A 26,461-nucleotide genomic window follows, 5' to 3' on the forward strand; every position below is an offset into this window, starting at 1 on the left:
GTTCCGCCTCGTCTCTTCGTACACCTCGGTGGACACCGGGTGGATCACTGCTGCTCGTCGAGTGCGGCCTGGGCGTTCTTCGCTGCGGTCTCGATGGCTTCCTCGGGCGTCGACTTGCCGAGCATCGCCTTCTCGATCTCGGTCGACAGCGCGGCACTGATCCCGCTGTACGCCAGGATCGAGGGGCGCGCCCTGGCGTACTCGAGCTCGTCCACGAACACCTGAACGCGCGGGTCCTCGTCGACGAAGCTGGTGAAGGTCTCGGTCTGCGCGGTCTCGATGTTGGTCGGCAGGTAGCCGGACGCGATGCACCACTCGGCCTGGACGTCAGGCGAGAGAAAATACTGCAGGAAGTCCCACGCCCCGGCCTCCTCCGCGTCGGTCCCGTCGAGGATGTAGGAGTTGTTGGTGCCCGTGTTCATGGCCGGCACCTCGATCTCCGGGAAAGTGGCGACGCCGACGTTCTCCGCCCCGAGCGCCTCGTCCAGGATGCCGAGGTTGTACGCGCCCGTGATGACCATGCTGACCTGGCCGGTCTGCAGGCTCGCGATGCCCTGCCCGTCGGCGTCCGTCTGCAGGCTCGAGGGATAGGCGACGCCCGAGTCGACGAGGTCGGTCCAGGTCTTCAGGGCGGTGACGCCCTCGGGCGAGTTGAAGGCGACCTCCGTGCCCTCCTCGTTCAGCAGCTCACCGCCGGCGCTCCACAGCATCGTCTCCCACGTGAAGACGGGCCATTCGCCCGTGCCGATGGGCAGGTAGATGCCGTAGCGGTCGTCCGTGGTGAGTGCCTCGGCGGCCTCGGCCACGTCGTCCCAGGTGGTCGGCACCTCCAGGCCGGCCTCCTCGAACATCTCCTTGTTGTAGACGAGCGCGTAGTCGCCCGCCTCGGTCGGGAGCGAGTAGACGGTCCCGTCGAAGGTGCCGGTCTCCAGCATCCCCTCGGTGAAGCTGTCCCGGGAGATCTCCGCCTCCGGGTCGTCGATCAGGTCGTCGAGCGGGAGCACCTTCCCCGTCTCGATGACCTGCGCGAGCATCTGCGGGGTCGAGTCGCCCAGCTGCATGTTCGGGCCCTGCTCGTTCTGGACGGCGTTGAGCAGCTTGGCCGTCAGCTGGTCGCCGGGACCGGAGAACTGCGTCTCGACGACGTAGTCGTCCTGCGAGGAGTTGTACTGCTCGACGAGCTCGGCGAGCTTGGCCTCCGCCTCACCCTTGACCCCGGTCCAGACCAGGATCGGTGTGGGACCCCCTTCGTCTTCGGTGTTGCCCTCCGCGATACCGCCGGTCGAGCAAGCGGTCAGCGCGAGAGTGAGGGAGGCCAGCGCGGCGACGGTGCCGCGGTGCCGGATCGTGGAGCTGCTGTTTCGCTGGTACATGGATTCCTCCTGGGGGTGTTCCGAGGGGTATTCCGGGGGGTTGAGCTGGTGAGAGATACCTGCGCGCCCCAAAGGGGCGCACTCCTAGCGCAGACCGCCGGACATGGCGGTGACGATCTGTCGCTGGAAGAAGAGGAAGACGACGAAGACGGGCAGGATGGCGAGCGTCGAACCCGCCATGAGGAGGTTGAAGCTCGTACCGTGGGTCGACTGGAGCTGGGAGAGCCCGATCGGGATGGTGAAGAACTCAGTCCGGTTCACCGCGAGGAACTGGAAGAAGAAGTTGTTCCAGTTGTAGACGAACGCCAGGATCGCGAAGCTTCCAACCATCGGCGCTGCCATCGGCGCCATGATCGACCGGAACCGCCGCCAGACCCCGGCGCCGTCGATGCGGCTCGCATCCTCGATCTCGCTCGGGAAGCCCTCGAAGAACTGACGGAAGAGGAAGACGCCGAGGATCGAGGGGATGTTCGGGATGATCAGGCCCTGATAGGTGTTGAGCCATCCCAGCGACGCCAGGAGGCTCATCAGCGGCGTGAACACCACCTCGAACGGCACGAGGAGCGCCGCGAGGAGCACGACGAACAGGACGTTGCGGCCCCGGAAGTGCAGGCGCGAGAAGGCGTACCCGGCGGCGAGGCTCGTGACGACCTGCCCGACGGTGGCGGCGACCGTCACGAAGATGCTGTTGCCGTAGTACAGGCCGAACGGCACAGCGTCGAAGAGGCTCAGGTAGTTGTCGAAGCGCCACTCCTGCGGCAGGAACGTCGGGGGGAAGGAGAGCGCCTCCTGGGAGGACTTCAGGCTGGCCAGAACCATCCAGACGAACGGACCGAAGGACACCAGCGACGCGACGATGAGGACTACGTGCCGCAGCAGGTGCGGAAGCGTGCGATGGAGCGGTCTGCGTGCTGGAAGTGCCCGAGGTGCTGGAGGTGCCGTTCGCGTCATGCGTGCCATCTGCGCCTCAGCTCATCTCGACGGAGTCGCGGCGGGAGATGACAGTGAGCTGCACGACCGACGCCACGACCCCGAAGATGAGCAGCAGCACTGCCCCGGCGCTCGCGGAACCGCCGTCGAAGAAGACGAAGCCCTGCTGGTAGATCCAGTACAGGACGGTCTCGGTGGAGCCGAGCGGGCCGCCACCGGTGAGCACGTACACCTGGGTGAAGACCTGCAGCGAGCTGATGACACCGGTGATCGCGAGGAAGCCGCTGGTCGGGGTGACGAGGGGCAGCGAGATCGAGAAGAAGCGGCGGATGGGGCCGGCGCCGTCGAGCGTCGCAGCCTCGTGGTAGCTCTGCGGCACGTTGGAGAGCGCGGCGGAGTAGATGATCATCGTGTAGCCCACGAGCTGCCAGGTCGAGAAGATCACGACCGAGACCATCGCCCAGGGCTCGGACGACAGGAACGCGATCGGGCGGACGCCGAAGATCCCGAGGGCCTGGTTGACGAGCCCGCCCAGCGGCGTCAGCAGGAAGCTGAAGATCAGTGCGCTGCCGACGATCGGGGCGATGTACGGGGTGAAGATCATCGTCCGGTACAGCGCACGTCCGCGAAACGGCGTGGCGAGCAGGGCCGCGAAGATCAGCCCGAGTGCCATCGAGCACGGAACCACCGTCACGACGTAGACAAGGGTGTTCGCCACGGCCCGTCCGAACTCGGGATCGGTGAGCACGTGGGCGAAGTTCGAGAGCCCGACCGACGTGGTCACGAGCCCTGTGCCGGGGTTCCAGTCGGTGAACGAGAAGACGACGGTCTGCGCGAGCGGCCACAGGTAGAACACCGAGAGCAGCACCGCCGTCGGCGCCACGAGCAGGTAGCCCGCTCTCCCCTCCGCGCGCCGGTGCCGGTTGACCGTCCCTCCGGGGTGGGCGATGCGCCGGGCGGCCGGGGCCGCGGGCGTGTCGATCAAGGTGTGCTCCCTTGCATTCCGGTGGCCGTGGCCGATCCGAGCGTCCTCACTGACGCTGACACTATGAGGTCCGAATACCACGCGTGGTTTCTCGCACGTTACAGTTCGAAAACCGAAAAAACTAGCGCGAGAGGGAGGCTGTTGATGGCGGAGCACTACCGTGTGGTCGTGAAAAAACCGCGACCGCGTCAGCGCACCGAGCCTCCGGCGTCGCTCGGCGAGATCTTCACCTTGGTCCGGCAGGGCATGCGCACCCGAGGCGAGATAGCCAGAGCCACCGGCCTCGCGCCGTCGACCGTCTCCCTCCGGGTCGAGACGCTGATCCAGGCAGGCCTGCTGGAAGAGCTGGCTGGCGAGGCGGGCACGGTCGGCCGGCGGGCACGCGAGCTCCAGGTCCGTGCGCGCGCGGGAGTCGTGGTCGCGGCCACCCTCGGTTCGAACCACCTGCGCGTCATGCTCGCGGACCTGTCGGCGGCCGTGCTGTACGACGTCGAGCAGCCAGTGGATGTCGCCGTCGGGCCGAATGCCTTGATCGACGAGATCTGGCGGCGGGTCGAGGTCGGCCTCGCGGCGATAGAGCTCGAGCCCGACGCGCTGCGCGGGCTCGCGCTCGGTGTCCCCGCCCCGGTGGACTCACGTGCCGGGGCGCTCGCGCCGTCGCACCTTCCGGGATGGGACCAGGTCCGGGTCTACGAGCTCCTCGGCGCGCACACGGATGCTCCCCTGCTCGTCGAGAACGACGCGAACCTCCTCGCCGTCGCTGAGGCGGCGCTGGCCGGTCCTGCGGTCGAGCACCTCCTTGCCGTCAAGGTCGGGAGCCGGATCGGCTCCGGCATCATCTCCGCGGGCGTCCTGCACCAGGGCGCGAGCGGTGCCGCCGGCGAGTTCAGCCACACGCCGACGGGCGGAACGTCAGCGATCCCGTGTTCGTGCGGCACCGACGACTGCCTGGAGTCGGTCGCCAGCGGGAGCGCGGTGGCCGCACGGCTCCGCGCTGCGGGACGAGACGTGCCGGGCACTGCGGCGCTTCTCGAGCTCGCGCGGGCCGGAGACCCCCAGGTGGTCGCCGAGCTCCGGGAAGCCGGTCGCCGGGTCGGCGAGGTGCTCGCCGGGGTCGTGAACTTCCTGAACCCGCATGCCGTCGCGTTCGGCGGGGTGCTGTCCACGTCGGCGCCGTTCGTCGCCGCCGTGCGCGGCGTCCTCTTCCTGCGCTGCCTGCCGATCGTCTCGGCAGTGCTGGACGTGCGCGAGGGCCGCGGCGGCCCCTCGGCCGAGGCGCTGGGCGGGGTCCGGCTCATCCTGGAGCGCATCCTCACTGCGGACGCCGTGGACCGGCTGGTCGCCGAGCGGTGATCGGGCAACCCTGAGTGGCGGTGTCACAGGGTGCCCGTACTCTCGTGTGCGACGTCGGGGCGGGACGCGGACGGTAGGTGTAGCAGCCGAGGGCGGGAGACGAGATGGGTGCCAAGACCGCGATGCTCGTGTACGCGGACGGGGACGTGGCGGCAGGGCTGACGGGAGCGGCGGAGTTCGCGGACGAGGCGAGCGCGGCCGCGCTGCTCGGCCTGCTCTGGCCGCCGGCGCGGATCCGCCCGGACGGGGAGGAGCCGTGGGAGCTCGGCGACGCGGTGTTTCCGCCGGCGGGCCGGGCCTGCGCGCTGTCGACGCCGGAGGTGGACGTCCTGTGCGACCAGGCGCTCATGCTCGACCGGCCGTCCCAGCTGCCCCCGCACCTGGTCGACGCGAGCCTGGGCCGCACCCTGTACCTGCACGCGATGCACAGCGCCGTGGACTGGTTCGCCTTCGCGGTGTGGCGGGACGGGGCGCTCGTGCGTTCCCTGAGCCTGTCCCCGGACGACGGCATCCTGGAGGACACGGGAGCGCGCCTCGCCTTCGAGGAGCCGTTCTGGGCGGGCGAGCACCCGGCGTCGTCCGGCGACGCCTACCCGTTCCCGTTCCACCCGCTGCTCCTGGGCGAGCATGCCCTGCGTGAGTTCTTCGGCTTCAGCAGCGAAGGGGCTGACGACGGCGGGCCGTCCGCCGGCCGGCTGGACCCATGGGCCGTGGAGCTGTTCGGTTTCCAGGTGGAGTAGCGACGGAGCGCTCGACAGATCACCAGAACACTCGTACATTTGTTCGAGAGCGAGGAGGTCTGTCATGCCCGAACCCACAACTGCTGCCGAACCCGAACGTGCCGTCGAACCGGCGGTCATCCCCATGCTGTCCTACCAGGACGGTGTCACAGCCATGGACTGGCTCATCGAGGCGTTCGGCTTCACCGAGGCGGAACGCTGGCTCGACGACGACGGTCACCTCTCGCACGGCGAGCTCGACGCCGGCGGTGGGCGGGTGATGCTCTCGGAGCTCGCGTCGTACGAGGGGCCCACGGCGCACCGTAAGCACTGCACCGCGGCGGACGCCTGGCTTTCGACACCCTGGGTGATCGACGGCGTGCTGGTCCACGTGGCCGACGTCGACGCCCACTACGCTCGCGCGCGGGCAGCCGGCGCCGGGCTGCTCTCCGAGATCGAGGAGGCCCCGTACGGCCGGCTGTACCGGGCGGAGGACGTGGAGGGCCACCGCTGGATGTTCCTCCAGCCGTGACTCGGTGTCTGAGGTGGCTCGGTGTCTGAGGTGACTCGGTGTCTGAGGTGACTCGCTAGCTGGGCGCCAGCTCCTGTGCTTGCCTTGGGGTGGCTCCGCGAGCCAGCCGGTCCACGCGGCGCAGCGCGTCGGGGAAGCGGGCGTCGCCGGTCATCTCGCGTACCAGGTCCGCTGCGGCGTCGAGCGCCATCCCCGACGCCGTGACGTACAGCGGGCGGGCCGACTCGCCGCGCAGCACCTCGACGGCGTGCGTCGCGGCCCGGAACCGGGTCTTGGCGACGCCGAGCACTACGGGCGCCAGTCCGGCGTCGGCCACGTGGGCGCCCAGCCCGGGGCTCCGTACCGGGTCGAGGTCGACGTATCCGTCCACGATCAGCAGGTCCAGCGGCGCGACGCCGGACAGCACCTGCCGCAGCGGCGGCAGCTCACGCTCGTAGAACTTTCCGGGCCGGTACTCCGCCACCCGCTCGACGAGCACGGTGCGCTCCTCGATCACCGCGCTGAAGGTGGCGTCCTCGGCGACGACCAGCGCTGCCCGCGCCCCGCCGTCGTCCAGGTACTGCACGTCCACAGCGCCATAGCGCACGACGCGGCCTTGCGTGGGCGCCGCATGACGGCTGACATGGTCTGTGCTGATTTCGTCGGTCACCCGCACATTCTGACGTGGGCGAGGTCCAGCATGACCGGCGCGGTCAGGCGTCCGAGCCCGTCCTCGAGGAGAGCAGCCGGCGGAACGAGCTGAGCCGGGCGGCGCGGGCCGGCCGCTCGTCCTCCGGGGAGGCCTCGATCCAGTCGTCGAGGGCGCAGTCCGGGGCATCCGCGAGGTGCGTACAGCCACGCGGGCACTCCTGCGCCACCTCATCGAGGTCCTCGAACGCGTGCAGCAGGTGCGCCACCTCGACGTGCGCGAGGCCGAACGAGCGCACGCCCGGGGTGTCGATCACCCAGCCGTCGAAGGCCTCGTCGGGCTCCGAGCCCCCGACGGGCAGCCGCAGCGCCACCGCCGACGTCGAGGTGTGCCGGCCGCGGCCCGTCACGTCGTTGACGACCCCGGTCGCGCGCTTGGCATCGGGCACCAGGGCGTTGATCAGCGTGGACTTGCCGACCCCCGAGTGGCCCACCAGCACCGATACGAGGCCGCGCAGCCGGCCACGCACCTCCTCGACGGACCCGGGCGCAAGGACCAGCCCGCCGGCGGCACGATCGACCGGCCCGCCAGCCGCTCGGCCATCCGCCCCACCGGCCGCATCGCCGCCGGACGGCGCCTGCTGCGTCACCACCACCTCGACCCCGAGGGGCTCGTAGAGCTCGCGCAGCGCGTCGGGGGAGGCGAGGTCGGCCTTCGTCAGGCAGAGGAGCACCGACATGCCGGCGTCGTAGGCGGCCACGACGCAGCGGTCGATCATGCCGGTGCGGGGCTCCGGCTGGGCAAGTGCCGTCACGATGACGAGCTGGTCCGCGTTGGCGACGACTATCCGCTCGTACGGGTCGGTGTCGTCAGCGGTGCGGCGCAGCGTCGAGGTGCGCTCCTGGATCCGGACGATGCGCGCGAGCGACCCGTCCCCGCCCGAGACGTCGCCGACGACGTCGACCCGGTCGCCCACGACCACGCGCGTCCGGGTGAGCTCGCGCGCCTTCATCGCGGTCACGATCTTCTCGTCGGCCGGCTCTCCGTCCGTCGCCCCGCCCGTCGCACCCCCGACCAGGAGCGTGTAGCGCCCGCGGTCCACGCCCGTGACGAGGCCGGTCACGGCATCGGAGTGCTCCGGACGCTGCTTGGTCCGGGGCCGGGAGCCGCGCTTCGACGGGCGGGAGCGGAAGTCGGACTCGTCGAGATCGCGCCGGCCCATCAGACGCCCATCAGGCGGCCGAGCCCAGCATGGCCAGCCACATGCCCGTGAAGTCGGGCAGGGTCTTCGCCGTGGTACCGACGTTCTCCACCAGCACTCCCGGCACGCGCAGGCCGAGCAGCGCGGCCGAGGTCGCCATGCGGTGATCGGCGTACGTGCGCACGACGTCGCCGCGCAGCGGCCGCGGGGTGATGACCAGACCATCGCGGGTCTCCTCAGCCTGCCCGCCGAGCCGCGTGATCTCCCGTGCCAGCGCCGCCAGGCGATCCGTCTCGTGGCCACGCAGGTGTGCGATCCCGCGCAGCCTCGACGGAGAGTCCGCCAGTGCGGCCAGCGCGGCGAACGTGGGCGCGAGCTCGCCGCCGGCGTGCAGGTCGACGTCGATCCCGTGCACCTCGCCCGTCCCCGTCACCGTCAGGACGCCGTCAGCCAGCGTGAAGGTGCCGCCCATGCGCTCCAGCAGCTCGGGCACCATGGCGCCGGGCTGAGTGGTCAGCGTCGGCCAGCCGGGGACCCGGACCGTGCCACCCGCCACCAGGGCGGCGGCGAGGAACGGTGCCGCGTTGGACAGGTCCGGCTCGACGCGGACGTCGCGGCCGGCGATCGGGCCGGGGGAGACGTCCCACATGCCGTCGCGGGAGTCATCGACGACAACGCCGACGTCGCGCAGCGTGGCGACCGTCATCTCGATGTGCGGCAGGCTCGGCAGCGTGGCGCCGATGTGCCGCAGTGTGAGGCCGCGTTCGAAGCGCGGCGCCGCGAGCAGCAGCCCGGACACGAACTGGGACGACTCGGAGGCGTCGACGTCGACGGCTCCGCCCCGCACGCCGCCCCGGCCCTCGACGGTGAAGGGCAGGTGGGTCGGGAGGTCGGCCGTCGACGGGTCGTGCACGCTGACGCCGAGCGCGTGCAGCGCCGCGAGGACCGGGAGCATCGGACGGACGCGGGCCTCGGGGTCGCCGTCGAACCGGACCGGGCCGTCGGCGAGGGCCGCGAAGGGCGGCAGGAACCGCATGACCGTGCCCGCCAGGCCGGTGTCGATGTCGACGCCGCCGGTGACAGGCCCGGGCGTCACGTGCAGGGTGCTCGGGTGGTCGCCCTCTTCGATGTGCGCGCCCAGCTGGCGCAGGGCGCGGATCATGAGGTCGGCATCGCGGCTGCGCAGGGCTCCGCGCAGGGTGCCGGGGGCGTCCGCGAGGGCCGCGAGCACCAGGAGGCGGTTGGTGAGCGACTTGCTGCCCGGTACCTCGACCGTCGCGTCCAGTGGGGCGCCGGCCAGCGGCGCCTCCCAGGTGGGTGCGGGCGCGGTGGTGGAGGAAGTCATGTGCCGAGATTATCGCGGACCGCGCCGGAACAGCGGCTTTGTCTCGGGCAGCTCCGTGTCTGACGGCTGCTTGTGTCGGAGGTACGTGCCAGACGTACGGTCCCCCGAGAGACGTGTAGGCCTAGCCCAGGCGGGTCACGCCTCGGAGGCGGCTGCCTTCGCCTCGGCGCGTGCCGCACGTGCCTGCTGGACGCGCCACGACAGCCCCGGCCTGCCCTCGAGGTCGGCGCCTGCGATGAGGGCTGCGCCGACGGCGGCGAGGTTGCGCAGGAACCGGTCGGCGCGCGGGCCGCGGTCCACCTTTGGGGCGGTGAAGGGCTGGTTCACCACGGCGAGCGGCAGCGTGAGCAGCGCCAACGTGATGGCGGACGCGCGCGGCGCCTTGCCCAGCGCGAGCAGCGTTCCGACGGTGGCGGTCGCGATCCCGTGCGCGCGCACGAGCGCGGTGACCTGCGCCTCGCTGAGCGGCTTCGCCCCGAGCGCTCGGGTGGCCAGGTCTGATCCGGTCTTGGCGGCGGCCACGTGCTCGCTCGGCTTCCGGGCGGCCCGCACGCCGTCGTAGATGAACGATGAGGCCAGCAGGGGTCGCGCAATGTGTCGAAGCAGCATGTCTCCACCATGGCAGATGAGGGCGTTCGACGCAGCAGGATGACGGCGCGGACTGGTTCCGGGCGGCGGAAAGCAACGAAAACCGGCGGCAGACCCAGCGGCAGACCCGGCGGCGCGGGGCCGGCATGACCCGATCGCGGACGGTCCCCGACACGCCGGGGAATTCGATGCTGCGGGCGGGGGTTGAACGGGAGGTGGAGCGATGCCTCAAGAAGGATGCGGTGAAGAACACGGTGATCGGCACGGTGACAAGCACGGCTACAAGCAAGGCCACCAGCGCGCTGACAGGCGAGGTGGCGGGCGCGGCGACGAGCCCGGCCGCCGGGTCGACGCCGGGCGTACAGGGCGCCGCCCTGATGTTCGGAGCGGTCCCGGCGCATCTGCTGGACACCACGGACTCGGCGAGGTCGGGGGCAGAGGCGCTCTCGCGCACACTGTCGAGCGGCCTGGGGGGCGACCTGGCGAACACTGGCTGGCCGACGAGGCTAGGCTCAACTGCGATGACTGACACTTCCCGCGGACAGAATCAGGGCATCGGCAGCGACTCCGTCGGCGCCGATGTCGGGGCGCGCCCCGACACGAAGGCGAGCGAGGGCGTTGTCGGGACCGCGGATCCGACCGCGGCCGAGAGCACCAGCGCGGGCACCAGCGAGACCGACGGCGAGGACAGGCTCGACGAGGACAGCGCGGACGAGGGTACCGAGCGATCCCCGCAGGAGGAGGACGCGACAGCCCGTGCCGCGCGGTTCGAGCGGGACGCTCTGCAGTACCTCGACCAGCTCTACTCCGCGGCGCTGCGCATGACGCGCAACCCGGCGGACGCCGAGGACCTGGTGCAGGAGACGTTCGCCAAGGCGTTCGCGGCGTTCCACCAGTACCGGCCGGGTACCAACCTGAAGGCCTGGCTGTACCGCATCCTCACGAACACCTTCATCAACAGCTACCGCAAGAAGCAGCGCGAGCCGCAGCAGTCCCAGACCGAGGACGTCGAGGACTGGCAGATCGCGCGGGCCGCGTCGCACACCTCGCGGGGCCTGCGCTCGGCCGAGGCCGAGGCGCTGGACCGGCTCCCGGACAGCGATGTGAAGCGGGCGCTCGCGGAGCTCCCGGAGGACCGTCGGATGGTCGTGTACTACGCCGACGTCGAAGGCTTCCCCTACAAGGAGATCGCGGAGATCATGGGGACTCCGATCGGGACTGTGATGTCCCGTCTTCACCGCGGACGCCGGCAGCTGCGTGAGCTCCTCGCCGACTACGCCGCCCAGCGAGGACTCGTCAGCCAGGCGCCCGGAGGTGCGCAGTGAACAACATCAAACCCATCCCGCACGACACCGCGGGGGAGTCCGAGTGCGAACACGCACTGAAGCACCTTTACGAGTACCTGGACTCCGAGATGACGCCGGACGACGAGCAGCGCATGCGCGCGCACGTCGCCCACTGCTCGCCTTGCCTGGCCGAGCTGAGCGTCGAGGACCTGGTGAAGCAGCTCGTGCGGCGGTCGTGCAGCGAGCGCGCGCCGGACACCCTACGGGTGCGCATCCGTGAGCAGCTGACCGGGATGGCCGTCATCGAGTGACGGTGTCGGGCTGACCGCGGCACTGGCGCCACGCAGAGCGGCGAGGCGGCGGGACGCAGCATCCGGGCATGACGAAGGGCCGGGACCCCTGGAAACAATTCAGGGGTTCCGGCCCTTTCGTGTGCCCTGCTGGGCGGCTCGGAGTCCTGACGGACACCAGAACCTGCTCAGGCGTTGGGGCGCTTGCCGTGGTTGGCGGCCGAGCCCTTGCGGCTACGGCGCTTGCGACCGCGCTTGCTCATAGGTGTCTCCTGACAGGTGACGGACTGAATGGCTCAATGGTCCCACAGATCAGGGGGATCTCCGGCCCCAAGGGGTTGCCAAGCCCAAGGACGCGATATATCGTGTCTCGCGTCGACGCGATATATCGCGTCCAGCCCGACAGTCCGAAGTCCAGGCAGCCCGAACCGTCGCCACGAGCACCGGAGGAACCATGAGCACGGACAGCTGGACCGTCACCGGTCCGCAGACCATCGAGCTCGACGGTGTGACCACCGTCGATGCCCGCGTCGTCGACGGCCGGCTCGACATCGTGGCCCACGACGAACTCGTCGCCCGCGTGGAGGTGCACTCCGTCGAGGGCCGGCCCATCGAGGTGCGCCTCGAGGGTGGTCGCCTGGTGATCGGGCACGAGACCGGCCTGTCGGGCTGGGGCTCGTTCATGAAGCGGTTCGTCGACTTCGGCGGCAGGGCGCGCGCCGACATCCACGTCGCCGTGCCTGCGGGCACCACGGTGCGGCTCGGCACGGTCCGCGGCGAGGGCCTTCTCGCCGGCACGACGGCGGGTGCCTCCGCGTCCACCGTGTCCGGGTCCCTGCTGGTCTCCCGCACGGCCGGTGACCTCAAGCTGAGCACCGTCTCCGGCGAGGTGACGGTCCGCGACCACGTGGGCGACATCACGAGCAACACCGTGTCCGCCGACGTCGTGGTGAGCGGCTCGGCCGACTCCGTCGTGTCGTCGTCGGTCTCCGGGGACGTGACGTTCGACCTGGTGAACCAGCCGCGGTCGGTCCGGGTCAACTCGGTGTCCGGGAACATGCTCCTGCGGGTCCCCGACGAGAGTGCCGTCGAGGTGTCGGTGCAGAGCGTCAGCGGGCGGGTGACGATGGGCGGCCTGCAGTTCACCGGTGGCGGCGGAGCGAAGGTCACCGGCGGCGGCGACGGGTCCGCGCGGCCGGGCGTCATGCACCTCCGGGTGACCGGCGTCTCCGGGGACGTCACGGTCATCGGCGGGCCGCGGGACGCCGTCTCCGACGCTCCGTCCGGTGCCACTCCTGCGGACCACGCGCCTGTGGAGCTGTAATGCCACCTGTGTTCGCCCACGGAGAGCTGCGCCTGTACCTGCTGGTGCTGCTCCTGGACGGGCCTCGGCACGGGTACGAGCTCATCACCGAGCTCACCCAGCGCTTCGGGGGGACCTACCGCCCCAGCGCCGGGACCATCTACCCGCGCCTGGCCCGGCTCGAGGAGGAGGGGCTGGTCCGCCGCTCCGTGCCGGGCGCACCGGAGCCGGGCGCACCCGGCTCTCCGGGTGCCGGCCGCAAGGCGACATACGAGCTCACGCCCGCCGGCCGGGCCGAGATCGACGCCCGCCTCGACGACGTCAGGCGCCTGGAGCGCAGCGTCGCCGAGACGGTGCGGAGCCTCGCGGACGAGGTGCGAGCGGACATCCGTGACACGATGCGCGGCCTGCGGGCCGAGCTTGCCGCGGCCGCGCAGGAGGTCCGTACCCGGCCGCGACCGGGTCCGGGCACGACGCCGGACCCGCGCCGCACCCAGTCGAACTCGCTGCGGCACGAGGCCGAGGCGACCCTGCAGCGGTTCCGCAACGAAGTCCTGGCTGATCTGCGCGAGGCCGACGTCGCCGGTACGGTGTCGGCGCTGACCGTCGAGACGCTGCGCACCGTCCTCGACTCGGCACGTGCCGCGATCCGTGGGACGCTGCCGAGCAGCACGAGCTCTCCGCCGCACCGCACAGACCACACCGATCCTCAGTGACCTACACCAGTGATCCCGCACCACCCGCAATCAGCGATCCCACCCTCAGTGATCCCCATCCCCATGAACGGAGCACAGCGATGACCACCGAGTCCTGGAGCGTGGCCGCCCCGCAGACCATCGAGGTCGACGGCGCCACGACCCTGACCGTCCGACTGACGAACGGCCGCGCCGAGATCGTGGCCGACCCGAACCGCACGTCCGGCGCTCTCGTGGAGGTCCTCGAGGTCTCGACGCGGCCGCTGCAGGTCCTCGCCGAGCACGGCAACCTCCGCGTGGCCTACGACTTCCCGGGCCTCGAGGGGTTCGTCGACCGCTTCCGCGGCCTCAAGGACCAGGACAGCGCCGTCGTACGGGTCACCGTGCCGGCCACGTCCGTCGTCGATGTCGCGACCGTCGGCGCCGAGGTGGTGGTGACCGGGGCGCAGGCCGGCGTCAACGTCAAGACCGCGGGAGGCGCCATCAAGATCTCCGGCACGACCGGGTCCGTGGCCGCGAAGTCCGGCACGGGGGCCGTCACGATCACCGAGCACGCCGGCGACGTGTCCGCCTCGACCGTCTCGGGCGCCGTCTCGCTGGTCGGCGCACTGGGCCGGGTCTCCGTCCAGACGGTGTCCGGCGCGGTCGACGTCACCGCCATCGGGGCGACGCCGCTCGTCAACGCCAAGACGGTCTCCGGCTCGGCGGCGGTGCAGCTCGACGCCGGGTCGCCCGTCAACCTCCGTGCACGCAGCGTCACGGGCAAGGTGATGATCGACGGGGCGCAGGCGACGTCCAGCGCGCACCGCACCGTCGTCGTCGACCACGCGGAGCCGGGAGCGGCGGCGTACGTCTCGACCAACACGGTCTCGGGAACGGCCACGATCACCCGCGGCTGACGCCGAATTAGAACCGTGGCGAAGTAGAACCGGGGCCGGAGCGCTGATCAGCGCTCCGGCCCTGGTTCTACTTCGCCCTGGTTCTACTTCGCCACCGTTCTACTTCGGCACGGCGGTCAGGCGACCTCGTCCTGCGGGAGGCCCAGCCAGGCGTGCCAGCCCGTGTGCAGCACGAGCCACGCCATGAGCCCGTACCCGGCCTGGCCGGGGTAGGTGCCCCCACCCTGTGCCAGGTCGGCGAGCCACTGCTCGTGCTGCGCCAGGGGCGTGTACGTGTCGACGTACGGCACCCGGCGTCGGCTGGCGACGTCGGCGAACGCGTCGGAGAGCTCCGCTATCCGGCTGCCCTCGGCGGGCGATCCGGGAGGCGGCCCGACGACGAACGCCGCCGTGCGGTTGGCGTCCGCGACGTCGAGGATGTTCGCCAGGTTCAGGCGCGAGCGCGCGACGGTGAGCCCGGAGGCGACGTCATGCCGCCCCAGGGCCACGACCAGACGGTTCTCGACCTCCGAGTCCGGGCCGAACCGCGTGGCGGTCTCCGCCTCCCAGCGGGCGCCGAGCTGGGTGCTGGTCTCGCCAGGGACGGCGAGGGTGAAGAGCATGGCGGGCCGGGCGAAGTGGGTGCGCGCGACGACGCGGCCGGTCCAGCCGAGGGCCCGGGCGTCTCCGACACCCGTGGCCAGCTCGTCACCGACGACGCAGATGCGCACCTCGCGATCCTGCAACGGACTCTCCTTGCCTGTTACCGGCCTGTTCCTGGCAGCCTGGCGGACAGCCGGTTCCTCATTGTGCTGCACGGACCGTAGCCAGTCCCGACAACGCGCCGACGTCCATGCGCCCGCATAGGAGCAGTGTTATCAGAGCGGAGTTACGGGACTGGGTCGTCTGGCGCGTCTGAGTCGTCGTCTTGGTCGTCTTGGTCGTCGGCTGAGCGGTCACAGCAGAGCCGTCAGAGCAGAGTCATCCCCCAGCGGACCCCGTGACGCTCGCCCGGGGCGAGGTGCACGAGGCGCTCGCCCGTGCGGAACGCGTCGGCGACGCAGGTCATGGGCTCGGCGGCCAGACCCATGCGACGGTACGCCGGAGCGATGTGGTCGCCCGTGCAGACCTGCCAGACATCCTGCGACTCGTCCATCCAGACGGCGGCCGTGCGGCCGTCGGGGCCGGTCAGGTGGGCCCAGGACCGGCCGTCGTCGTCCCGGACGACGTCAACGTAGGCGTCGTCGAGGTCGAGGCCGGCCGCGCTGCGCGGCTCGCGCAGGTCGTAGCTGCCCGACGCCGGCTCGGTGCCGGTCGGGAGCAGCCGCTCGTCCGTGGTGACGCGGGTCCGGGCGTCGAGCCGCACCGTGCACTCGTCGAGGTCGGCGCCGCCCGTGGACAGCCACGGGTGGAACCCGCAACCGTAGGGCGCTTTGCTCGGCCCCACGTTGGTGACGTCGAGCCTGACCTCCAGGCCGGCGTCGGACAGGGCGTAGTGCATCTGCGCCACCAGCTGGAACGGGTAGCCCGGCCGGGCCACCAGCTCGAGCTCGAGCGTGACGGTGGAGCCCGTGTGCTCCACCACCGACCAGCGCTCCCACGCCGCGAGACCGTGCAGTGCGGTGTTGCGCGCGGGCTCCGTGAGGGGCAGCTGGTGGGTCACGCCGTCGTACTCGTAGGAACCGTCGCGGAGCCGGTTGGGCCAGGGGAGCAGGACCGCGCAGTTGAACACGGGGCTGATCTCGTCGGCGCCGAAGGGCACCACGACGTCGCGCCCGTCGACCGAGTACTCCCGCAGCGCCGCACCCACCTGGGTGACTGTCGCTCGGTGTCTTTGCTGGCCAGGCCCATCGTGGCTGATGTGGAACTGGTCCCCGGAAGGATGCGGCCTCGCGGCATCTACGGGAATAATTTCTGTCGTCACGCTCACACCGTAACCGTAGGGCAATATGCGCCTGCGCCACGTAGCGTGAGACGGCAGACTGGGGGTCGAGTTGGACACATGTCCAAGGCCCCGCTAGAAACGGGACCCGAAGGCGGGTCCGCGCGGGCAAGTCTGCCCGCCCCAGCGGTAGGAGGAACGATGGAACAGCAGGTACTCGGACGGACCGGTCGGCTGGTATCGGCTGTGGGCCTGGGCACCTGGCAGCTCGGCGCTGACTGGGGAGAAGTGAGCGAGGGCGACGCCCGCGCGGTCCTCGAGGCCTCGCTCGAGGCCGGGGTGACCTTCTTCGACACGGCGGACGTCTACGGGGACGGCCGCAGCGAGCAGGCGATCGGTGCCTTCCTCAAGGACCACCCCGACGCCGGTATCACCGTCGCCACCAAGATGGGGCGGCGCATGGACCAGGTGCCGCAGAACTACGTCATGGAGCACTTCCGCGAGTGGACCGACCGGTCCCGGCAGAACCTCGGCGTCGACCGGCTGGACCTGGTCCAGCTGCACTGCCCGCCCACTGCTGTCTACTCCACCGACGCCGTCTACGACGCGCTCGACCAGCTCGTGTCCGAGGGCGCCATCGCCGCGTACGGCATGAGCGTCGAGAAGACCTCGGAGGCCCTGGAGGCCATCGCGCGTCCGAACGTCGCGACTGTGCAGATCATCCTCAACGCCTTCCGGCTCAAGCCGCTCGACGAGGTGCTGCCCGCGGCCTCGGCGGCCGGCGTCGGCATCATCGCGCGCGTGCCGCTCGCGTCCGGCCTGCTCTCCGGCCGGTACACGAAGGAGACGGTGTTCGCGGAGAACGACCACCGCAACTTCAACCGCGACGGTGCCGCGTTCGACGTCGGCGAGACGTTCTCCGGCGTGCCCTACGAGGTGGGGCTCGAGGCCGCGGCCCGGTTCACCGAGCTGGCCAGGGACGTCGCCGGCGACACCCTGACCCCGGCTCAGGCAGCGATCGCCTGGGCGTGGCAGCGGCCGGGCGTCTCCTCGGTGATCCCGGGTGCTCGCAACGTCGAGCAGGCCAGGGCCAACGCTGCAGCAGGCGACGCGGACACGCTGGGCCCCCTGTTCATGTCGGGTGTGCGGGAGATCTACGACGAGATGATCAAGAAGCACGTCCACGACAAGTGGTGAGCTCATCCTGCCGAGGTAGAACTGTGGCGAGATAGAACTGGGGCCGGAGCGCTGATCAGCGCTCCGGCCCCAGTTCTATCTCGCCACAGTTCTACCTCGGTAAGCTCAGTGCGCGAAGGCCTGCTCCAGGAGCGTCTTCTGCTGAGCCTGGTGCAGCTTCGCGGTACCCGCGGCCGTCGATGCCGACGCCGGGCGGGAGACCACCTTGACGTACGGCACGTCCAGCGGCAGCGCCAGGTGGATGAAGCCCCACGCGCCCTGGTTCTGCGGCTCGTCCTGCACCCAGACCACGTCGGCGTCGCCGTACTTGGCGATCTCCGCGCGGAGCTGCGCCTCCGGGAACGGGTAGAGCTGCTCCAGGCGGACGATCGCCACTCCGTCGTCGCCGCGCTTGGTGCGCTCGGCGAGCAGGTCGTAGTACACGCGGCCGGTGCACAGGAGCACGCGGTCCACCTTTGCGGGGTCCGCCGTCGGGTCGGTGATGATCTCCTGGAACGTGCCCGAGGTGAAGTCCTCCACCGCGGACGCCGCCGCCTTGAGACGCAGCAGCTGCTTCGGCGTGAACACCACCAGCGGGCGCCGCGGGCGTGCGTACGCCTGGCGGCGCAGCAGGTGGAAGTACGACGCCGGCGTGGACGGCTGAGCGACCGTGATGTTGTTCTCGGCGCACAGCTGCAGGAACCGCTCGATGCGGGCGGACGAGTGGTCCGGACCCTGGCCTTCGTAGCCGTGCGGCAGCAGCATGACCACCGACGACGACTGGCCCCACTTCTGCTCGGCGGACGAGATGAACTCGTCGATCACCGTCTGGGCGCCGTTGACGAAGTCGCCGAACTGCGCCTCCCACAGCACCAGGGCGTCGGGGCGCTCCACGGAGTAGCCGTACTCGAAGCCGAGCGCCGCGTACTCCGACAGCGAGGAGTCGTAGATCCAGAACTTGGCCTGGTCGCCCGCCAGGTAGAGCAGCGGGGTCCACTCGGCGCCGGTGTCCCGGTCGTGCAGCACGGCGTGCCGCTGCACGAACGTGCCGCGGCGGGAGTCCTGCCCGGCGAGGCGCACCGGGGTGCCCTCCATGAGCAGCGAGCCGAATGCCGCGAGCTCACCGAAGCCCCAGTCGATGCCGCCCTCCTTCGCCATGAGCTGGCGCTTCTCGAGCAGCTGGGCGAGCTTCGGGTGGACGGTGAAGCCCTCCGGCGGCGTGGTGTGCGCGTCGCCGACCCTCTGCAGGGCGTCGTGCGAGATCGCCGTCTGCCAGCCGACCATCGTGCCGGCGTCCTCGCGCTGGGACTCCGGGCGCTCCAGGCCGGCGAGGTGCTCCGTCTGCGGGGCAGGCGTGAAGCCGGACTTGGTCTCGGTGAAGACCCGCTCGAGCTGCGACTGGTAGTCCCGCAGCACGCCCTCGGCCTCGTCCACGGTGATGTCACCGCGCGCGACCAGGTTCTCGGTGTAGAGCTTGCGCACCGAGCGCTTGGTCTCGATGAGGTTGTACATGAGCGGCTGCGTCATCGACGGGTCGTCGCCCTCGTTGTGCCCGCGGCGGCGGTAGCAGATGAGGTCGATGATGACGTCCTGGCCGAACTGCTCGCGGAACGCGAAGGCAAGCTCGGCGGTCCGCACCACGGCCTCGGGGTCGTCCCCGTTCACGTGCATGACCGGGACCTGGTAGCCCTTGGCGACGTCCGTCGCGTACGTGGTCGAGCGCGACGCCGTCGGGCCGGTGGTGAAGCCCACCTGGTTGTTCACGACCACGTGGATCGTGCCGCCCGTGCGGTACCCGCGCAGCTGCGACAGGTTCAGCACCTCGGGGACCACGCCCTGGCCGGCGAACGCCGCGTCGCCGTGCACCAGGATCGGCAGCACGGAGAAACCGTCGCCACCGAGGTCGATGCGGTCCTGCTTGGCGCGGACGATGCCCTCGAGCACCGGGTCGACGGCTTCCAGGTGCGACGGGTTGGCCGCGAGGTAGACGCGCGTGGTGGCGCCGGACTCGGACGTGAACATGCCCTCGGTGCCGAGGTGGTACTTCACGTCACCCGAGCCCTGGACGCTCTTCGGGTCGAGCTGGCCCTCGAACTCCTTGAAGATCTGGCCGTAGCTCTTGCCCGCGATGTTCGCCAGCACGTTGAGCCGGCCGCGGTGGGCCATGCCGATGCCGACCTCATCGAGGCCGCCCTCCGCCGCCCGCGACAGGATCGCGTCGAGCAGCGGGATCAGGGACTCGCCGCCCTCCAGCGAGAAGCGCTTCTGGCCGACGAACTTCGTCTGCAGGAACGTCTCGAACGCCTCGGCGGAGTTGAGCCGGCGCAGGATGCGCAGCTGGTCCTCGCGCGGCGTCTTGGCGTAGCCGGCCTCCAGGCGCTCCTGGAGCCACTTGCGCTGCGCCGGGTCGGCGATGTGCATGTACTCGATGCCGATGGTGCGGCAGTACGAGTCGCGCAGCAGGCCGAGGACCTCGCGCAGCGTCGCCTTGGGCTTGGGGCCGAAACCACCCGTCGGGAACGTTCGGTCCAGGTCCCACAGAGTCAGACCGTGGTTCTGGATGTCCAGGTCGGGGTGCTTGCGCTGGCGGTAGGCGAGCGGGTCGGTGTCCGCCATGAGGTGGCCGCGCGAGCGGTACGACTGGATGACCTCGGCGATCTTGGCCGGCTTGGCGGCCTCGACGTCGGCGTCGACCGTGTTGTCCCGGACCCAGCGAACGGGCTCGTACGGGACGCGCAGCGCCGCGAAGACGCGGTCGTAGAAGCCGTCCTGGCCGAGCAGCTTCTGCGAGATGATCTTGAGGAACTCGCCGGACTGGGCGCCCTGGATGATGCGGTGGTCGTAGGTCGACGTGATCGTCATGACCTTCGAGATGGCCATCCGGGCGAGCTGCTCCTCGGACGCGCCGGCGAACTCCGCCGGGTAGTCCATGGCGCCGACGCCGATGATGGTGCCCTGTCCCTGCATGAGGCGCGGCACGGAGTGCACGGTGCCGATGCCACCCGGGTTGGTCAGCGAGATCGTGGTGCCCTGGAAGTCCGGCACGGTGAGCTTGTTGCCGCGGGCCTTGCGGACGAGCTCCTCGTAGGCCGCCCAGAACTCGGCGAAGTCGAGCTCCTCGGCCTTCTTGATGCTCGGCACCAGCAGCTGGCGCGACCCGTCGGGCTTGGCGAGGTCGATCGCGAGGCCGAACCCGACATGTGCCGGCTGGTTCACGCCCGGCTTGCCGTCCACCTCCTCGTAGTGGGCGTTCATGACGGGCATGTCGGCCAGCGCCTCCACCAGCGCGAAGCCGATGAGGTGCGTGAACGAGATCTTGCCGCCACGTCCGCGCTTGAGGTGGTTGTTGATGACGATGCGGTTGTCGACCATCAGCTTGGCGGGCACGGCGCGCACCGAGGTGGCGGTGGGGACCTCGAGCGAGGCCTCCATGTTCGTGACCACGCGCGCGGCGGGGCCGCGCAGCTTCTGGATGTCGTCGACGGCGTCCGGGTGCGCCACGGGGCGCTCGAACGTGTCCGCGTAGTGCGTGGTGGGCGGGGTCGCGATCGGGCTTGCCGGGTTGACCTTCGGGTCGGCCGGCAGGGCCTTCTCACGCACCGGCTGCTCGGCCTCCGCGGCGGCGGTGCCGCCCGTCACCGGAGTGGCGGCCTGCTGGGCGGGAGCCGCCGGAGCGGCCGCCGTCGCCGGAGCCTCGGCCGGCGGAGCGGTGGGGGCCGACGCCGGGGGCGCGGCCGGAGCCGCGGCCGTCGGAGAGGTCGGAGTCGGGGCGGCGACAGCAGCGCCGTCCTTGGTGGGGCCGTTCTCGCTCGGCGTGTAGTCGGCGAAGAAGTCCCACCACGCGGGGTCCACCGCGTTCTTGTCCTTCAGGTACTGCTGGTAGAGCTCGTCCACAAGCCATTCGTTGGCTCCGAATGACGAGCTCGCCACGCTGATCGACTCTGAACCAGCCTTAGGGGACACGCGCGGATCGCCCACCTTCACCACAGTTGCGTTTCGTTGCGCGCCACCCTTGTCGCAGCGCACAAAGCCCGAATGATTTCGGACCCTCCAAGCCTAGGCCCTTCCCGCTCGTCGGTGGGCTTGGCCGCACGACCGGTGCGGGGCGTCGCAGCGCCAAAGAAGACGGTTCGTCATGTTTCTCGCACCCAGAGCAAAACGCGGGCAACGTTGGGCCTGGAAGTCGCCAACACGGCGTTACGAGGGTTTGTTGCGGGCCGGACAACCTTTGCGCGTGTGACAGAAATCACGGAACTCCGTCTCACGCTTTGACCGTCCGCGCCCCTAGGCTTCTCGGTTTCCCGCATGCATGTGCATCTTCAGACCGTGTGCGTCGTCGTGACACCCGGTGCCGGATGTGCCCGCGCTGGGAGAGTGACCCGCATCGTCGCGCCGCGGTCGGAATCCACGACCTGGACATGCCCGCCGTGCAGCTCGACCGCCCAGCGCACGATCGCGAGGCCGATCCCGGTCCCGCCGCTCGACCCGACGGTGCTGCCGGCGGTGTCGGTGAACGTCTCGCTCAAGGGGCCGTTCCGCCCCGTGCCGTCTACCGTCCTGTCCCGTTTCCTGTCCCCAGTCCTGTCCCCCGTCCTGTCCGCTGTCCGGTCACCCGTCGACCCTGTGCCGCGGACGAACCGCTGGAAGATCCGCTCGCGGTCCGCAGCGGCGATCCCAGGACCCTCGTCGCTGACCTCGAGCACGACGTCGGCCCCCTCGGTGCCGTCCACGGGGTATGCGTCAAGGCGGACGACGCCGCCCGGCGGGGAGTGCCGGATCGCGTTCTGCAGCAGGTTGATGACCACCTGGTGCAGGCGTTCGGCGTCGCCCTCGATGGTGAGGTCCTCCGGCGTGACGTCGACGACGTAGTGCAGGTCCTTCGCTGCGTCGACCATCGAGAGGTCCTCCGCGCACTTCTCGAGGAAGTCGCCCACGGCGATCTTGCCGACGTTGAGCGCCGAGGCTCCCGCCTCGATCCGCGAGAGGTCGAGCAGGTAGGTGACGAGCCGGGTCAGCCGCTCGGTCTGCGCGTGCGCCTGCTCCAGCGCGGCAGGGGTGGGCTGCACCACGCCGTCGACCATGTTCTCCAGCTGCGCCTGGAGCGCCGCGATGGGCGTGCGCAGCTCGTGCGACACGTTCGCGATGAGGTCGCGGCGGGTCTGCTCGACAGAGGCCAGGTCCTCGGCCATCCGGTTGAACGCGTGCGCGAGCTGGCCCACCTCGTCGCTGCTCGTCGCGCGCACCCGGCGCGTGTAGTCGCCGTCGGCCATGGCCTGGACCGCCTCGGTGATCTCCCGCAGCGGCGAGGTCATGCCGCGGGCCAGGATCTGGGTGACCAGCAGCGACAGGATGATCGCCAGGGGGAACGTACGGCTCGGCCCCAGGGAGGCCTGGAGGCCGAGCCAGGTGATCAGTACCGCGGCCGTCACGGTGGCCGCGACCAGCACACCGAGCTTGATCTTGAGGGAGCGCAGGGGGTCGAGCGGCCGCACGTCGGGGACGCGGGGCACGTGCGGTCTCATCGGAACACCTGCGTTACTGGTTCGCGGGCGGCTCGAAGGCGTACCCGACGCCGTGCACCGTACGGATCAGGTCCGGGCCGAGCTTGCGGCGCAGAGCCTTGATGTGGGAGTCGACCGTGCGCGTGCCGCTGGCGTCCGCCCAGTCCCATACCTCGGCGAGCAGGCGCTCGCGGGTGAGCACGGTCTTGGGGGAGCCGGCCAGCATGACGAGCAGCTCGAACTCCGTCGGCGTGAGGTGAACCTCCTCGCCCCCTCGGTAGACGCGGCGCTGGGCGCGGTCCACCGTGACGTCGCCCATCGTCATGGGCGGGTCCGCGGGGGTCGTGGCGGCGGCCTGTGCCGCGCGGTCCACCCGGCGCAGCAGGGCCTTGATGCGGGCCACGAGCTCGCGCATGGAGAACGGCTTGGTCATGTAGTCGTCCGCGCCGACGCCCAGACCGACGAGCATGTCGGTCTCGTCGTCGCGTGCCGTGAGCATGAGGATGGGGACCGGATGTTCGGCCTGGATGCGTCGTGTGACCTCGAGCCCGTCGATGCCGGGCAGCATCACGTCGAGCACCACGAGGTCCGGGCGCAGCCGCGAGGCGGCGTCGACGCCGGACAGGCCGTCGCGTGCGACTTCGACGCGCCAGCCCTCGGCGGACAGCCGCTGGGCGATCGCGGTGGCGATCGTGGGCTCGTCCTCCACCACGAGGACGGTCGCGCTCTGCTGACCGGTCGAGGCCGTGGCCGACGCCGGGCCGGGCTGCTGCGGGGCACCAGACGGCTGGGGAATACCAGATGACATAGGTCAATCATGCCCGCACCTGCCTGATAAGACACTGAAGCCACCCTGAGAGTCGGACCAAGAGGTGCTCGGCGCACCGCCCTCCTGTGCTCGATCAGCAGCCGTCGGCGCGGTCTTCCGGCTACGATCTATCGCACGATGATCGAGCGATATCCCGACCGAAAACCCTGGAAGACGCCGGACCCCCAGAGTGCCCTCCGGAGCGCAAGATGACCGGCGACTGGATCATGGTCGCCGTCGGCGTTCTCCTCACGGCAGGTACTGCTGTCTTCGTGGCCGGGGAGTTCTCCCTCGTCACCCTCGACCCCGCCGTGATGGGCGACTCCGACGACTCGGAGGGAGACAGACCCGGCCGGACCAGGTCTGCTTCCCAGTCTTCTGCTTCCCAGTCTTCTGCTTCCCAGTCTTCTGCTTCCCAGTCTTCTGCTTCCCAGTCTTCTGCTTCCCAGTCCTCTTCATCCCAGTCCTCTTCCCCGCCGGCCTTCGGCCAGGGCCTGCGAGACCGCAGCGTGCGCACCGCGCTGCGGCACCTCTCCACGGAGCTGAGCTCCGCCCAGGTCGGCATCACCCTGACCACGATCCTGCTCGGTTACACCGCCCAGCCGGCGTTGAACTCCCTGCTCTCGGCCGGTTTCGGCGCGGCATCCGTACCGACTGCCGTCTCCGCCGGGCTCGCCGGCGTCCTGGCCGTCGTCCTGGTGAACGTCTTCTCGATGGTGTGCGGCGAGCTGATCCCCAAGAACTTCGCGCTCTCGGCGCCCCTGGCCACCGCGCGCCTCGTCGTGCCGATCCAGCGGGTGTTCACCATCACGTTCAAGCCGCTGATCATCGTGCTCAACGGCTCGGCCAACGCGCTGCTGCGCCGCCTGGGCGTGGAGCCGCGGGAGGAGCTGTCCGGTGCGCGGTCCGCGTCGGAGCTCGCCTTCCTGGTGCGCCGCTCGGCCGAGGAGGGCACGCTCGAGGAGTCCGTGGCGACCCTGCTGACCAACTCGATCGAGCTGGACACGCTCAGCGCGCGCGACGTCATGACCGACCGCCTGCGCATGTCCGTGGTGGACCGCGATGCGACCGCGGATGACGTCGTTGCGCTCGCCCGGCGCACCGGCCACTCCCGGTTCCCCGTGATCGGGGACGACCGGGACGACGTCGTCGGCCTGGTGCACCTGCGGCGCGCCGTGGGCGTGCCGCACGACCGCCGCAGCGAGGTGCCGGCGGCCGCCCTCATGGTGGACGCGCCTCGTGTCCCCGAGACGGTGCGCCTGGGGCCGCTCCTCGTGGAGCTGCGCGGGTTCGGGCTGCAGATGGCAGTGGTCGTCGACGAGTACGGCGGCACCTCAGGCGTCGTGACGCTGGAGGACGTCGTCGAGGAGCTGGTGGGCGACGTCGCGGACGAGCACGACCCCCGGCGCGCGGGCGCCTCCCGCACCGCGGACGGCTCATGGATCGTGCCGGGCGTGCTGCGCCCCGACGAGCTGGACGAGTACACCGGGATCGAGGTCCCGGAGGGTGCCGCGTACGAGACGCTCGGCGGCCTCGTGATGGCCGAGCTGGGCCGCATGCCCGCCGTCGGCGACGAGGTCACCGTGGGGCACGCGGCCGTCCAGGGCCGGCACGCGCGCGTGACGCTGCGCGTGGAGGCCATGGACGGACGCCGCGTCGAGCGCCTACGGGTCCGCCCCATGCCCGACGACGGCGGGGCCGGTGCGGAAGGTGCCGGCCCTGACAGAGCCCGCCCGGACAGAGCCCGTCCTGACAGAGCCCGCCCGGACAGAGCCCGCCCGGACAGGGCGCGTAGCGAGAGGAGGGCGAGCCGATGAGCACGACCACCGCACTCGTCATCGGCCTCGTGCTGCTCGCGGGGAACGCGTTCTTCGTCGGCGCGGAGTTCGCCGTCATCTCGGCGCGCCGCAGCGCCATCGAGCCGCTCGCCGCGGCCGGCGACCGGCGTGCCATCACGGTCCTGTGGGCCATGGAGCACGTCTCGCTCATGCTGGCCTGCGCGCAGCTGGGCGTGACCGTCTGCTCGACGGGCCTGGGCATCGTGGCAGAGCCCGCCATCGCCCACCTCCTTGAGGGTCCGCTGCACAGCATCGGGGTGAGCGAGGACCTCACGCACCCGATCGCGCTGGTCATCGCGCTGTCCCTCGTCGTGTACCTGCACGTCGTGCTCGGCGAGATGGTGCCGAAGAACCTGGCGGTCTCCGGTCCGGACAAGGCGGTCATGTGGTTCGGCCCGCCGCTGGTCTACCTCGGCCGCGCCCTGAGCCCGGTCATCGGCGCCTTGAACTGGATAGCGAACCACGCGGTGCGGCTCGCGGGCGTGGAGCCCAAGGACGAGGTCGCCTCGGCGTTCACCGCCGAGGAGGTGCAGTCCATCGTGGAGCACTCCCAGGCCGAGGGTGTGCTGCGCGACGAGCAGGGCCTCCTGACGGGCGCCATCGAGTTCTCCAACCGCACGGCGGGCCACGTCATGGTGCCGGTCGACGGCCTGGTCGCCGTCGACGAGACCAGCACGCCCGACGACGTCGAGCGGCTCGTCTCGAGGCACGGCTTCAGCCGGTTCCCCGTCGTGAGGCGCCGGCCGGAGGGTGACGAGCTGGTCGGGTACCTGCACCTCAAGGACGTCCTGTACGCCACGGGACCGGCCCGGTTCGAGCCGGTCGCCGTCTGGCGCGTGCGCGCTCTGGCCGCTGTCGCGCCGGACGACGAGGTCGAGGACGCCCTGCGGGTCATGCAGCGGTCGGGCTCGCACCTGGCGCGGGTCGAGGGGCCGGAGGGTGACGTGCTCGGCGTCGTCTTCCTCGAGGACATCCTGGAGGAGCTCGTGGGCGAGGTGCGGGACGCCATGCAGCGTCGCTGAGCAGGCATGCCGAGCAGGCACGTCGCCGAGCAGGCATTGGACAGGCACTGATCGGGTAATCCTCGGACCTGGAGATCCACAGGCCGGGGTTGGCAGGCCCGCCGACCCCGGTTAGGGTCTCGTGCGAC

The 26,461-nt window shown here is 70.6% G+C and carries 24 protein-coding genes; 11 read left to right on the forward strand and 13 right to left on the reverse strand.

The genetic code is table 11. The features are described from left to right. Nucleotides 1-44: 44 nt before the first annotated feature. From IE250_RS12515 to IE250_RS12525, 3 genes are all read right to left on the reverse strand, one after another. Nucleotides 45-1,373 carry an ABC transporter substrate-binding protein gene (locus IE250_RS12515; protein ID WP_189669594.1) on the reverse strand — a complete coding sequence of 443 codons (1,329 nt, stop codon included), beginning with the start codon at nt 1,371-1,373 and terminating at the stop codon, nt 45-47. Nucleotides 1,374-1,457: 84 nt separating this feature from the next. Further along, on the reverse strand, nt 1,458-2,192 hold the full coding sequence (locus IE250_RS12520; RefSeq protein WP_189669595.1) for a carbohydrate ABC transporter permease: 735 nt from the start codon (nt 2,190-2,192) through the stop codon (nt 1,458-1,460). Between the two features lie 148 nt (nt 2,193-2,340). Next, nucleotides 2,341-3,288 (reverse strand): carbohydrate ABC transporter permease, encoded by a 948-nt coding sequence (locus IE250_RS12525; protein WP_189669596.1) that lies wholly within the window; start codon nt 3,286-3,288, stop codon nt 2,341-2,343. Between the two features lie 168 nt (nt 3,289-3,456). Between IE250_RS12525 and IE250_RS12530 the strand changes: the two genes are divergently transcribed. From IE250_RS12530 to IE250_RS12540, 3 genes are all read left to right on the forward strand, one after another. Continuing rightward, the gene (locus IE250_RS12530; RefSeq protein WP_189669597.1) at nt 3,457-4,641 is read left to right on the forward strand and encodes an ROK family transcriptional regulator; all 1,185 of its coding nucleotides are present in this window, start codon (nt 3,457-3,459) and stop codon (nt 4,639-4,641) included. 104 nt (nt 4,642-4,745) lie between these two features. After that, nucleotides 4,746-5,381, forward strand: coding sequence for a DUF6928 family protein (locus tag IE250_RS12535; RefSeq protein WP_189669598.1), 636 nt, complete (start codon nt 4,746-4,748; stop codon nt 5,379-5,381). Nucleotides 5,382-5,445: 64 nt separating this feature from the next. After that, the gene (locus IE250_RS12540; protein ID WP_189669599.1) at nt 5,446-5,892 is read left to right on the forward strand and encodes a VOC family protein; all 447 of its coding nucleotides are present in this window, start codon (nt 5,446-5,448) and stop codon (nt 5,890-5,892) included. Between the two features lie 55 nt (nt 5,893-5,947). Here the strand turns inward: IE250_RS12540 and IE250_RS12545 are convergent, their stop codons facing one another. The 4 genes from IE250_RS12545 to IE250_RS12560 all read right to left on the reverse strand — a co-directional run bounded on the left by IE250_RS12545 (nt 5,948) and on the right by IE250_RS12560 (nt 9,675). Continuing rightward, a complete protein-coding gene (locus IE250_RS12545) occupies nt 5,948-6,541 on the reverse strand; it encodes an endonuclease V (protein ID WP_229872396.1) in 594 nt (197 codons plus the stop codon). 43 nt (nt 6,542-6,584) lie between these two features. Beyond that, entirely contained in the window at nt 6,585-7,742 is a 1,158-nt protein-coding gene (rsgA, locus tag IE250_RS12550) for a ribosome small subunit-dependent GTPase A (protein ID WP_189669600.1), read from the reverse strand. Nucleotides 7,743-7,752: 10 nt separating this feature from the next. After that, the gene (gene aroA, locus IE250_RS12555) at nt 7,753-9,066 is read right to left on the reverse strand and encodes a 3-phosphoshikimate 1-carboxyvinyltransferase (protein WP_189669601.1); all 1,314 of its coding nucleotides are present in this window, start codon (nt 9,064-9,066) and stop codon (nt 7,753-7,755) included. 135 nt (nt 9,067-9,201) lie between these two features. Next, entirely contained in the window at nt 9,202-9,675 is a 474-nt protein-coding gene (locus tag IE250_RS12560; protein ID WP_189669602.1) for a DoxX family membrane protein, read from the reverse strand. A gap of 500 nt (nt 9,676-10,175) precedes the next feature. Between IE250_RS12560 and IE250_RS12565 the strand changes: the two genes are divergently transcribed. Then, nucleotides 10,176-10,979 (forward strand): sigma-70 family RNA polymerase sigma factor, encoded by an 804-nt coding sequence (locus tag IE250_RS12565; RefSeq protein ID WP_189669603.1) that lies wholly within the window; start codon nt 10,176-10,178, stop codon nt 10,977-10,979. Beyond that, nucleotides 10,976-11,251: a mycothiol system anti-sigma-R factor gene (rsrA, locus tag IE250_RS12570; protein WP_189669604.1), complete on the forward strand. Its 276-nt coding sequence runs from the start codon at nt 10,976-10,978 to the stop codon at nt 11,249-11,251. Before IE250_RS12565 ends, rsrA begins: the two co-directional genes overlap by 4 nt. Nucleotides 11,252-11,418: 167 nt before the next feature. On the opposite strand, the gene IE250_RS25055 is transcribed toward rsrA, so the two are convergent. Further along, nucleotides 11,419-11,493 carry a 50S ribosomal protein bL37 gene (locus IE250_RS25055; RefSeq protein WP_156968370.1) on the reverse strand — a complete coding sequence of 25 codons (75 nt, stop codon included), beginning with the start codon at nt 11,491-11,493 and terminating at the stop codon, nt 11,419-11,421. 191 nt (nt 11,494-11,684) lie between these two features. On the opposite strand from IE250_RS25055, the gene IE250_RS12575 reads away from it, so the two are divergent. The 3 genes from IE250_RS12575 to IE250_RS12585 all read left to right on the forward strand — a co-directional run bounded on the left by IE250_RS12575 (nt 11,685) and on the right by IE250_RS12585 (nt 14,127). Continuing rightward, nucleotides 11,685-12,554, forward strand: coding sequence for a DUF4097 family beta strand repeat-containing protein (locus tag IE250_RS12575; RefSeq protein ID WP_189669605.1), 870 nt, complete (start codon nt 11,685-11,687; stop codon nt 12,552-12,554). Next, nucleotides 12,554-13,249: a PadR family transcriptional regulator gene (locus tag IE250_RS12580; protein WP_189669606.1), complete on the forward strand. Its 696-nt coding sequence runs from the start codon at nt 12,554-12,556 to the stop codon at nt 13,247-13,249. The genes IE250_RS12575 and IE250_RS12580 overlap by 1 nt, the downstream gene beginning before the upstream one ends. A gap of 80 nt (nt 13,250-13,329) precedes the next feature. Further along, a complete protein-coding gene (locus IE250_RS12585) occupies nt 13,330-14,127 on the forward strand; it encodes a DUF4097 family beta strand repeat-containing protein (RefSeq protein WP_189669607.1) in 798 nt (265 codons plus the stop codon). A gap of 116 nt (nt 14,128-14,243) precedes the next feature. Here IE250_RS12585 and IE250_RS12590 read toward each other — a convergent pair whose 3' ends face one another. Further along, nucleotides 14,244-14,852, reverse strand: a complete 609-nt coding sequence (locus IE250_RS12590) for a GDSL-type esterase/lipase family protein (protein WP_229872397.1) — start codon at nt 14,850-14,852, stop codon at nt 14,244-14,246. Between the two features lie 224 nt (nt 14,853-15,076). Next, nucleotides 15,077-16,036: an aldose 1-epimerase family protein gene (locus IE250_RS12595; protein ID WP_308434131.1), complete on the reverse strand. Its 960-nt coding sequence runs from the start codon at nt 16,034-16,036 to the stop codon at nt 15,077-15,079. Nucleotides 16,037-16,189: 153 nt separating this feature from the next. Between IE250_RS12595 and IE250_RS12600 the strand changes: the two genes are divergently transcribed. Next, entirely contained in the window at nt 16,190-17,185 is a 996-nt protein-coding gene (locus IE250_RS12600; RefSeq protein ID WP_189669608.1) for an aldo/keto reductase, read from the forward strand. Nucleotides 17,186-17,290: 105 nt separating this feature from the next. Here the strand turns inward: IE250_RS12600 and IE250_RS12605 are convergent, their stop codons facing one another. The 3 genes from IE250_RS12605 to IE250_RS12615 all read right to left on the reverse strand — a co-directional run bounded on the left by IE250_RS12605 (nt 17,291) and on the right by IE250_RS12615 (nt 23,473). After that, nucleotides 17,291-21,127 (reverse strand): multifunctional oxoglutarate decarboxylase/oxoglutarate dehydrogenase thiamine pyrophosphate-binding subunit/dihydrolipoyllysine-residue succinyltransferase subunit, encoded by a 3,837-nt coding sequence (locus IE250_RS12605; protein WP_444544353.1) that lies wholly within the window; start codon nt 21,125-21,127, stop codon nt 17,291-17,293. A 356-nt stretch (nt 21,128-21,483) separates the two neighbouring features. Next, entirely contained in the window at nt 21,484-22,686 is a 1,203-nt protein-coding gene (locus tag IE250_RS12610; protein ID WP_189669609.1) for a sensor histidine kinase, read from the reverse strand. A gap of 13 nt (nt 22,687-22,699) precedes the next feature. Then, the gene (locus IE250_RS12615; RefSeq protein ID WP_229872400.1) at nt 22,700-23,473 is read right to left on the reverse strand and encodes a response regulator transcription factor; all 774 of its coding nucleotides are present in this window, start codon (nt 23,471-23,473) and stop codon (nt 22,700-22,702) included. A gap of 209 nt (nt 23,474-23,682) precedes the next feature. On the opposite strand from IE250_RS12615, the gene IE250_RS12620 reads away from it, so the two are divergent. Further along, entirely contained in the window at nt 23,683-25,290 is a 1,608-nt protein-coding gene (locus IE250_RS12620; RefSeq protein WP_189669610.1) for a hemolysin family protein, read from the forward strand. Further along, nucleotides 25,287-26,333 (forward strand): hemolysin family protein, encoded by a 1,047-nt coding sequence (locus IE250_RS12625; protein WP_189669611.1) that lies wholly within the window; start codon nt 25,287-25,289, stop codon nt 26,331-26,333. The genes IE250_RS12620 and IE250_RS12625 overlap by 4 nt, the downstream gene beginning before the upstream one ends. Nucleotides 26,334-26,461: the final 128 nt, after the last annotated feature.

This window comes from Promicromonospora soli (assembly GCF_014653785.1).
Taxonomy (GTDB): domain Bacteria; phylum Actinomycetota; class Actinomycetes; order Actinomycetales; family Cellulomonadaceae; genus Promicromonospora; species Promicromonospora soli.